Source organism: Streptococcus caledonicus (genome assembly GCF_042656225.1).
Taxonomy (GTDB): domain Bacteria; phylum Bacillota; class Bacilli; order Lactobacillales; family Streptococcaceae; genus Streptococcus; species Streptococcus caledonicus.
On sequence record NZ_JBHSOJ010000022.1, the window covers coordinates 33,549 to 42,833 of the forward strand.

The window sequence follows — 9,285 nt, forward strand, 5'->3', positions numbered from 1 at the left end:
AGATATGATGGTTTTAGAAAATAAGCTAGGAATAGGAAATTCTCTAGAATTAGCAGAAGCAGAAGAAAAACTCAGTAAGCTCCGTGCAAAACAACTGTTTGAAAAACAATTGTTGGAGGATAAGCCAGCAGGCATATTTGAAACATTAGCTTATATCCATGATTTTCTTTTTGAGGAAATCTACGATTTTGCTGGCAAGGTCCGTACGGTCAATATGGCTAAGGGAGCTTTTAGATTTGCACCAGTTATGTATCTTCAAGTTTCCTTGGAAAACATCGACAAAATGCCACAGGATAGTTTTGATGCTATTGTTGAAAAATATGTCGAGATGAATGTTGCCCATCCTTTTCGTGAAGGGAATGGTCGCAGCATGCGTATCTGGCTTGATCACATCTTGTCAAAAGAGCTAGGTCAAGTGGTTGACTGGTCTAAGGTTGATAAGGAAGATTACCTCTTGGCTATGGAAAGAAGCCCTATCCGTGATATTGAAATTAAACATATTCTGAATAAGGCATTAACTTCCGACATTACTAATCTTGAATTGTATATGAAAGGAATTGACTACTCCTATTATTATGAGGGGTACACACTGTATAAGATTGAGGAGTTATAGTTAATGGTGAAGTCATTTCCTAATAAATTAGTTTTATTTCTCAGTCTAACTTTTTTTATGACATGGGGTTTAGGCTGGGGTGCAATGGCAATCTTTCATATCCCTTTGACCTCGTCCATAGGCAATGTGATGCATATTTTTTCAGGTTTAAGTCCGACCATTGCAGCTATAATGTATTTAGAAGATAAATCATTAAGTGGGTTAAAAACTTTCCTATTTAGTATAAAAAGAAATTCTTGGCAATATTTAATCTTGTTTTCAGTATTATTATTGCTTGTATTTAGCTTATCTTCTGTCGGGATTAGTGGGCGTTTTTCAAACTCACTCATTCTAATTTTACTGATACAGGCAATCTTAATTGGTGGTGGTAATGAGGAGCTAGGATGGCGAGGGACGATGCAACCTTTGCTAGAGGAAAAGATTGCTTATTGGAAATCTAGCTTGCTAACTGGATCTGTGTCGGGGTTCTGGCATTTACCACTATAGTTTATTGACGGTAGTATTCAGCAACAATTTCCCTATTATCAATTTTTAATCTACGCCGTTATTTTTAGTTTTGTGCTAGCGACATTATATCGTAAAACGCAATCGATACTTTTTTGTATGATTTTGCACGGCTTAAACAATATTGTATTAGGTTACTTTATTACAAAAGTAGATTCAGTATTGATAGCAGGCTTAATGATTTTATGGGGAATTTCAGTGTGCTTAGCCAATTCAGATATCGACATGCTAGAATAAAGATAGTATTACTTAGTAAATAAACGATATGGTCGCCTATTCAGAAATCTCCTGCCGTAGTGAAAGAGAGTGGAACAGGAGCCATGATTTCGAAGTCTTGACTTCCCCTCGCTCTCTGATTTCTAAGCTCAGGCTGAAACTGTCCACTGGACACTTTCACTCCTACTTCCGCACAGCTCCGAAGGTCTGGGAGATTTTTGGAGGTTGGAAATAAGATGAACGACGTTCATCACATTTGTATAGGATGGCCGCTAACGATTGCGTGGTATTAAAATAGTCTGGTGGACTATTTTAGGTGGACACTTAAAACTAAAGAAGTGTCCAGTTGCAGACTGCCAATCAACCACTGCGTCAATCTGCTATTACCATTAAAAATAGAAGGTGGAGATATTTATGTTTCAACCTCTAGGGGACTATTGAGACCTAGGCTCAACAGTTAGGGATGGAACGGTAGGCTCGCTTCCGTCCTCACTACTTAAAGGAGCTTTCAAAAAATCATACGAAAGAAAGATATTTAGAAAATGTCAAACATTCAAAACATGTCCCTTGAGGACATCATGGGAGAGCGTTTTGGTCGCTACTCCAAATATATCATTCAGGAGCGGGCGCTTCCTGATATTCGAGACGGGTTAAAACCTGTTCAACGTCGTATTCTTTATTCGATGAATAAGGATGGCAATACCCATGATAAGGGCTACCGTAAGTCGGCTAAGTCTGTCGGTAATATCATGGGTAATTTCCACCCCCACGGGGACAGTTCGATTTATGATGCCATGGTGCGCATGTCTCAGGATTGGAAAAACCGTGAAATTTTGGTGGAGATGCACGGGAACAACGGTTCTATGGACGGTGATCCACCTGCTGCCATGCGTTATACGGAGGCTCGGCTATCTGAAATCGCAAGCTACCTCCTTCAAGATATCGAAAAAAATACCGTGCCATGGGCATGGAACTTTGACGATACGGAAAAAGAACCAACGGTTTTACCAGCTGCTTTTCCTAACCTTCTGGTCAATGGTGCCACAGGTATCTCAGCAGGTTATGCGACCGATATTCCACCACACAATTTATCAGAAGTGATTGATGCAGTGGTTTACATGATTGACCATCCATCAGCTAAGTTAGAGAAATTGATGGAATTTCTCCCTGGTCCAGACTTCCCGACAGGAGGTATTATCCAAGGTGCGGATGAAATCAAAAAGGCCTATGAGACAGGTAAGGGACGTGTTGTTGTTCGTTCACGGACAGAAATCGAAACCCTCAAGGGTGGCAAACAACAAATTGTGGTAACTGAAATTCCTTACGAGGTCAATAAGGCTGTCCTTGTCAAGCGGATTGACGATGTCCGTGTGAACAATAAGGTTCCGGGAATCGCGGAAGTTCGTGATGAGTCAGACCGTACCGGTTTGCGCATTGCAATTGAGTTGAAAAAAGATGCCGATAGCCAGACGATTCTCAATTATCTACTCAAATACACAGACCTTCAAGTCAATTACAACTTCAACATGGTTGCCATTGACAACTTTACCCCTCGTCAGGTAGGACTTCACAAAATCCTCTCTAGCTACATCGCGCACCGCCGTGAGATTATTGTGGCGAGATCTCAATTTGATAAGGAAAAAGCAGAGCGCCGTTTGCATATTGTAGAGGGACTTATTCGTGTTATTTCGATTTTAGATGAGGTCATTGCCCTTATTCGTGCTTCGGAAAATAAAGCTGACGCCAAGGAAAACTTGAAGGTTAGCTATGACTTTTCCGAAGAACAGGCAGAAGCGATTGTGACCCTACAACTGTATCGTTTGACCAATACTGATATTGTGACCTTGCAAAATGAGGAAGAAGCGCTTCGTCAGCAAATCATGGAGTTAGCCGCTATTATTGGCGATGAACGAACCATGTACAATGTCATGAAAAAAGAACTCCGTGAGGTGAAAAAACACTTTGGTAACCCACGCCGTTCAGAATTGCAAGACGAGGCTGTTGCCATTGAAATCGATACAGCCAGTCTTATCGTGGAAGAAGACACCTTTGTCAGCGTAACCAAAGGAGGTTATATCAAGCGTACTAGCCCACGTTCGTTCAATGCTTCAACGGTGGACGAAATTGGAAAACGTGATGACGATGATCTCCTATTTGTACAAGCGGCTAGGACAACGCAACATTTGTTGATTTTCACGACTTTGGGAAACGTTATTTACCGCCCAGTCCATGAGTTGACGGATATTCGTTGGAAAGATATTGGTGAGCACTTGTCGCAAACCATTACGAATTTTGCAACTAATGAGGAAGTTCTGTATGCAGAGTTGCTTGATCAGTTTGACCAGGGAACCTACGTTGCGATTACCGCATTAGGTCAAATCAAACGTGTTGAACGCAAGGAATTTAGTCCATGGCGGACTTACAAATCGAAATCTGTGAAATACGCTAAACTGAAAGATGACAGTGATCGTATGGTAATGGTTAGCCCGATTCTCTTGGAAGATGTGATGCTTGTGACACGAAACGGTTATGCCCTTCGCTTTACGATTGATGACGTTCCTGTCGTCGGGGCGAAAGCGGCAGGGGTTAAAGCCATTAACCTTAAAGATGCTGATGTCATCCAGTCTGCTTTTATTGCAAATACGGATAGTTTCTATCTCTTGACACAGCGTGGTAGCTTGAAGCGAGTAGCACTCAGTGAGATTCCACAAACCAAGCGAGCTGGTCGAGGTCTGCAAGTTTTACGTGAACTAAAAGCCAAACCTCATCGTGTCTTTGTAGCTGGCCCTGTTCTTTCGGAAAATAGCGGAGCTGTACTCGATTTATTTACGACAGAAGTTGCAACGGATGACGCACAAATTCTTCAGATTACAGATACTGCTGGTCAAGTGATTGAAAAAGATTTGAGTCAACTCAGCCTTTCTGAACGTACCAGCAACGGTAGCTTTGTCAGTGACACGATTTCAGAACATGAAGTTTTATCAGCTAAAATACGATAACAAACCAATCTCTAGCCATTTCGGTTAGAGTTTTTTTGTGTTCAGTATCGCTAAAAGACAGAATTGTCTGAAAATTTATTGATTTTCTTTTCCAAAAGCGTTATACTAAATAACAATTATTAATGAGAGAGTGGGTATAAACAATGACAGTTGAATTAGATTGGGAAAATTTAGGATTTGAATACCGCAAATTACCATTTCGTTACATTTCTTACTTTCAAAATGGGAAATGGGATGATGGTGTGCTAGTAGAAGACACGCAATTGCACATTTCAGAAAGTTCTCCAGCACTGCATTATGGGCAACAAGCGTTTGAAGGTTTGAAAGCCTATCGGACGAAAGCGGGAAGCGTTCAACTTTTTAGACCAGATCAAAACGCAGAGCGCCTACAACGGACTGCAGATCGTCTGTTGATGGAACCTGTTCCAACTGACAAATTTATTGATGCTTGTAAACAGGTGGTGAAAGCTAATGCTGATTTTGTTCCTCCTTATGGCACAGGAGGAACACTCTATCTTCGTCCTCTATTGATTGGTATTGGAGATATTATTGGCGTAAAACCTGCAGAAGAATACATTTTTACTGTTTTTGCGATGCCTGTCGGCAATTATTTTAAAGGGGGCTTGCAGCCAACGAATTTCTTGATTCAAGACGATTATGACCGTGCGGCACCAAACGGCACAGGAGCGGCTAAGGTTGGCGGAAACTATGCAGCAAGTTTGTTGCCAGGTAAAAAAGCTAAATCTGCTGGTTTTTCAGATGTGATTTACCTTGATCCGGCCACCCATACTAAAATTGAAGAAGTTGGATCAGCCAATTTCTTTGGCATCACAGCTGATAATGAATTTATCACTCCAATTAGCCCATCCATTTTGCCTTCAATTACTAAATATTCGTTGCTTTATCTAGCAGAGCACCGCTTTGGAATGAAGGCAATTGAAGGTGATGTCTTTGTTGATGATTTAGCTAAGTTTACGGAAGCAGGTGCCTGTGGTACAGCAGCAGTTATTTCACCGATTGGTGGGGTACAACACGGAGAGGAATTCCACGTTTTCTATAGTGAGACAGAAGTTGGACCAATCACTAAAAAATTATATGATGAATTAACAGGCATTCAATTTGGTGATAAAGAAGCACCTAAAGGTTGGATTGTTCCCGTTGATTTATAGAAAAAATAACAGCTTGCACTTGCAAGCAGTTTTCGTTTTCGGTAAAATATTAGTGTTGCCCGAAAAATAAGACAAGGAGAATAAAAGTCGGTTACTAACAGTGGAAGATGAATGACAAGTGATTGTTTGAAAACTTCCATTTGATAGCCATAGTGTTTTAGAAATTATGAGTAAAAAAGATAAAAAAATTGAAATTCAAATTGTAGATGCAAAAATTGAGGTGAATGGGACCGAAGTCGATGGTTATCAGCTTAATATTGCCAAAAAAATGATTGGTGAAATTGCAGAGCTTGATGACCGCTTTGCCCTTGTAAAAGATAGCAAAGTTGATAGGTTTTATAAGACATTGGATCAAGCGGTTGAAAAAATTATTGAAAACTACAATTTAAATCATTAAAAATTTAAATATATGACTTGATTTCAACAAGGAACTGTGTTATACTAATCCTTGTGTTTTGGAAAGATAGCGAAGAGGCTAAACGCGGCGGACTGTAAATCCGCTCCTTCGGGTTCGGGGGTTCGAATCCCTCTCTTTCCATCTAATGGGGTATAGCCAAGCGGTAAGGCAAGGGACTTTGACTCCCTCATGCGTTGGTTCGAATCCAGCTACCCCAGTCATGGTAAGCTCTTGCGAGTAACCTTGAAAATAAGATATACCAAAACCCAGAATAGGCTGGGTTTTGTTGGAGGATTTTTTAGAATGAATGAATTTGAAGATTTGCTAAACAGTGTTAGCGAAGTTAACCCAGGTGATGTTGTCACTGCAGAAGTATTGACAGTTGACGCTGGTCAAGCTAACCTTATCATCAGTGGTACTGGTGTTGAAGGTGTATTGACTCTTCGTGAATTGACTAACGATCGTAATGCTGACATCAATGACCTTGTAAAAGCTGGCGAAACACTTGAAGTGCTTGTTCTTCGTCAAGTTGTAGGTAAAGATACTGATACAGTAACTTACCTTGTATCTAAAAAACGTTTGGAAGCTCGCAAAGCTTGGGACAAATTAGTTGGTCGTGAAGGCGAAGTTGTTACTGTTAAAGGGACTCGTGCTGTTAAAGGTGGACTTTCAGTTGAGTTTGAAGGACTTCGTGGTTTCATCCCTGCGTCAATGATTGATACACGCTTTGTTCGTAACACTGAACAATTTGTTGGTCAAGAGTTTGATGCTAAAATTAAAGAAGTTGATGCTGCTGAAAACCGTTTCATCTTGTCACGTCGTGAAGTTGTTGAAGAAATAGCTGCAGCAGCTCGTCAAGAAATTTTCTCAAATATTGAAGTTGGTTCAGTTGTTACTGGTAAAGTTGCTCGTTTGACAAGCTTCGGTGCTTTCATCGACCTTGGTGGTGTTGATGGACTTGTTCACGTGACTGAATTGTCACACGAACGCAACGCTTCTCCAAAATCAGTTGTATCTGTAGGTGAAGAAGTAGAAGTTAAAGTTCTTGCAATTGATGAGGAAGAAGGACGTGTATCACTTTCTCTTAAAGCAACAACACCTGGACCATGGGATGGCGTTGAGCAAAAACTTGCAGCTGGCGATGTTATTGAAGGTAAAGTTAAACGCTTGACTGACTTCGGTGCTTTCGTTGAAGTATTACCAGGTATTGATGGACTTGTTCACATCTCACAAATTTCACACAAACGTGTTGAAAATCCAAAAGATGTTCTTTCAGCAGGTCAAGATGTAACTGTTAAAGTTCTTGAAGTAAATGCTGAAGCTGAACGTGTGTCACTTTCAATCAAAGCATTGGAAGAGCGTCCAGCACGTGAAGAAAATTCCAATGAAGAAGGCGAAAAACGTCAACCACGTCGTCGTGCTCCAAAACGTGAAGCTAAACGCGATTACGAATTACCAGAAACACAAACTGGCTTCTCAATGGCTGACCTTTTCGGTGATATCGAATTGTAATTTTAACCAAAGACCTGTTAAACAGGTCTTTTAATTTTTGGTTTTTCATGCTATAATAATTTAGTTGCCACTCTTAGTGTAATGGATATCACGCAAGATTCCGGTTCTTGAAATAGGGGTTCGATTCCCTTAGAGTGGATGAAGGATACAGAGAAGTCCTTGTGATTTAAGCTTTTTAATGTTCATAACAAATGCTAATCGCTGATATCTTCTATTTGCTCTAAAAGCTTGTCTGAAGATTGCAAGGGAGATGAAAATTTGTTATACTTAAAAAGTGTTACACGTAATGGGGTCGTTACGGATTCGACAGGCATTATGAGGCACATTTTGCGACTCGCGTGACGGCGTTAACGTTCAGTTAAATATAACTGCAAAAAATACAAACTCTTACGCTTTCGCTGCCTAAACACCAGCAAGCGTGATTTCTATAAGATTGCTTGTGTCTTATTAGAAGTCTTAAAACAGCAAGCTACGTTTGACTATTGTCTAGCTAGTTAAAAAGAGATTGATAGACTCGCAAGGTTTGGGCTTGAGTTATGTGTCAAAATTTTGTTAAAGCAAGACATAACCTATGGTTGTAGACGAATGTGTTGGCAGGTGTTTGGACGTGGGTTCGACTCCCACCGGCTCCATATCTATTTGGCAGATTTTTTCTGCCATTTTTTTAAAGGAAAAAAGATGAAAAAAAACTTATTATTTCTAGGACTTGGGATATTTTTTCTTTGTTTATCAGCTTGTTCTTCTAAGAAAGATACAGAAGTAAAAACTGTTGAAAATGTTACATTAGATACTAATGTTGTAAAAAAAGATACAACCCCAATTCATCAAGATATACGACTGAAGTTTAATGATATTCAATTAGCCAGTGCTGCTAATGAGTTTAAAGGTGGTACAAATCTTGAAGGTTTAAAAAATCTGTTTGGTGAGCCTATGAGCCACGAAACAGTTCCTGCAGGTAGTGTTTCTGTTGATCTATACACTTGGAATTTTGACCAAGTATCGTTACGTGTCCACATTTATCAAGATAGTAGTATTGTTCGTTCTATTTCAAACTTTCAATTTAACCGTGAAGAAACTATCACAAAATCGGATGTTGATGCTTTAAAGATTTCTCAAGAGAATATACCTGGTGATAGTTTCAAAGCTATATCGGATAAGCTTGGGCAACCTGATGTGATGTCACAGGCAGTTTCCTCAGAAAAAGAGGAAATACAAGCGGTTTGGACCAGTGGTCTTAAAACGGATAGTGGAGCTACTCTAATTCTAGATTTTGAAAATAATGCTCTGGTAAGAGTTGAACAGAATGGAATTAAGGATTAATTACCCAAACTATTAGAATTTGTTTTATATGATATAACCTTGGCTAGTCTGTTTGGAAAATTTAGGGATTCTTTTTGTTGTTCTTATGTTTAAAACATGGTTAAAAGGCATAGAATCCGATTGTAAAACAGATGATTTTGTGCCTTTTAGTGTTTAAATCGTAAATAAAAAAATTCATGCTTATTTTGTATGTTACCATTAAATGCTTGTACAACTTTTGGGTAATAGTGTGTCGCTTTTTTGATTTTTTATCTTTAAAAAACACAAGTGAACGACTACTTTGGCTATAGTTGTTGGCGTTCTGTAGGAGTGTTGTCATAACTTGCTAAATCAGGTCATTTAGAAATTAGGTATAAGAGGTTGACTTGTTTGGTATAATAACTGTTATCTTGATAGAGGATTTTTTACTGACTTGTTTTAGTTGTTTTTTTGATGGTAAATGATTTATAACATTTTCCCGCGTTGTAAAATGAAGTGCAACAGAAAAGACATGTTCTTCTGATATACTAGAATTCCCCAACTCAGTATAGAAAGCAGATGAACATGTCCACTAAC

Annotated in this window: 6 protein-coding genes, 3 tRNA genes, 1 other RNA gene and 1 pseudogene; all 11 read left to right on the top strand. The window is 39.4% G+C overall.

Translation table 11 applies throughout. The features are described from left to right. The first annotated feature begins 7 nt into the window (after window positions 1-7). The 11 genes and pseudogenes from fic (at window position 8) to ACFPQ3_RS08485 (ending at window position 8,730) form a co-directional block, all read left to right on the top strand. Window positions 8-613: a protein adenylyltransferase Fic gene (fic, locus tag ACFPQ3_RS08435; RefSeq protein WP_156806675.1), complete on the top strand. Its 606-nt coding sequence runs from the start codon at window positions 8-10 to the stop codon at window positions 611-613. A 171-nt stretch (window positions 614-784) separates the two neighbouring features. Then, window positions 785-1,354, top strand: a pseudogene (locus ACFPQ3_RS08440) (lysostaphin resistance A-like protein). 521 nt (window positions 1,355-1,875) lie between these two features. Continuing rightward, complete coding sequence (parC, locus tag ACFPQ3_RS08445; protein ID WP_156806673.1) at window positions 1,876-4,332, top strand: DNA topoisomerase IV subunit A; 2,457 nt, start codon at window positions 1,876-1,878, stop codon at window positions 4,330-4,332. 143 nt (window positions 4,333-4,475) lie between these two features. Beyond that, window positions 4,476-5,501, top strand: coding sequence for a branched-chain amino acid aminotransferase (locus ACFPQ3_RS08450; protein ID WP_156806672.1), 1,026 nt, complete (start codon window positions 4,476-4,478; stop codon window positions 5,499-5,501). 166 nt (window positions 5,502-5,667) lie between these two features. Beyond that, window positions 5,668-5,898 (top strand): DUF2969 domain-containing protein, encoded by a 231-nt coding sequence (locus tag ACFPQ3_RS08455; protein ID WP_156806671.1) that lies wholly within the window; start codon window positions 5,668-5,670, stop codon window positions 5,896-5,898. A gap of 60 nt (window positions 5,899-5,958) precedes the next feature. Continuing rightward, a tRNA-Tyr gene (locus tag ACFPQ3_RS08460) sits at window positions 5,959-6,039 on the top strand. Window positions 6,040-6,044: 5 nt separating this feature from the next. Next, window positions 6,045-6,116, top strand: a tRNA-Gln gene (locus ACFPQ3_RS08465). Between the two features lie 85 nt (window positions 6,117-6,201). After that, on the top strand, window positions 6,202-7,410 hold the full coding sequence (gene rpsA, locus ACFPQ3_RS08470) for a 30S ribosomal protein S1 (RefSeq protein ID WP_156806670.1): 1,209 nt from the start codon (window positions 6,202-6,204) through the stop codon (window positions 7,408-7,410). A gap of 67 nt (window positions 7,411-7,477) precedes the next feature. Continuing rightward, window positions 7,478-7,549 (top strand) — tRNA-Arg (locus ACFPQ3_RS08475). A 149-nt stretch (window positions 7,550-7,698) separates the two neighbouring features. Further along, window positions 7,699-8,045: a transfer-messenger RNA gene (ssrA, locus tag ACFPQ3_RS08480) on the top strand. A gap of 43 nt (window positions 8,046-8,088) precedes the next feature. Beyond that, window positions 8,089-8,730: a DUF3862 domain-containing protein gene (locus ACFPQ3_RS08485; RefSeq protein WP_156806669.1), complete on the top strand. Its 642-nt coding sequence runs from the start codon at window positions 8,089-8,091 to the stop codon at window positions 8,728-8,730. Window positions 8,731-9,285: the final 555 nt, after the last annotated feature.

Bases quoted from the DNA above. Each gene is read 5' to 3' on its own strand.
- ACFPQ3_RS08485 (WP_156806669.1), top strand. From the start codon at position 8,089: ATGAAAAAAAACTTATTATTTCTAGGACTTGGGATATTTTTTCTTTGT.
- parC (WP_156806673.1), top strand. From the start codon at position 1,876: ATGTCAAACATTCAAAACATGTCCCTTGAGGACATCATGGGAGAGCGT.
- rpsA (WP_156806670.1), top strand. From the start codon at position 6,202: ATGAATGAATTTGAAGATTTGCTAAACAGTGTTAGCGAAGTTAACCCA.
- ACFPQ3_RS08450 (WP_156806672.1), top strand. From the start codon at position 4,476: ATGACAGTTGAATTAGATTGGGAAAATTTAGGATTTGAATACCGCAAA.
- ACFPQ3_RS08455 (WP_156806671.1), top strand. From the start codon at position 5,668: ATGAGTAAAAAAGATAAAAAAATTGAAATTCAAATTGTAGATGCAAAA.
- fic (WP_156806675.1), top strand. From the start codon at position 8: ATGGTTTTAGAAAATAAGCTAGGAATAGGAAATTCTCTAGAATTAGCA.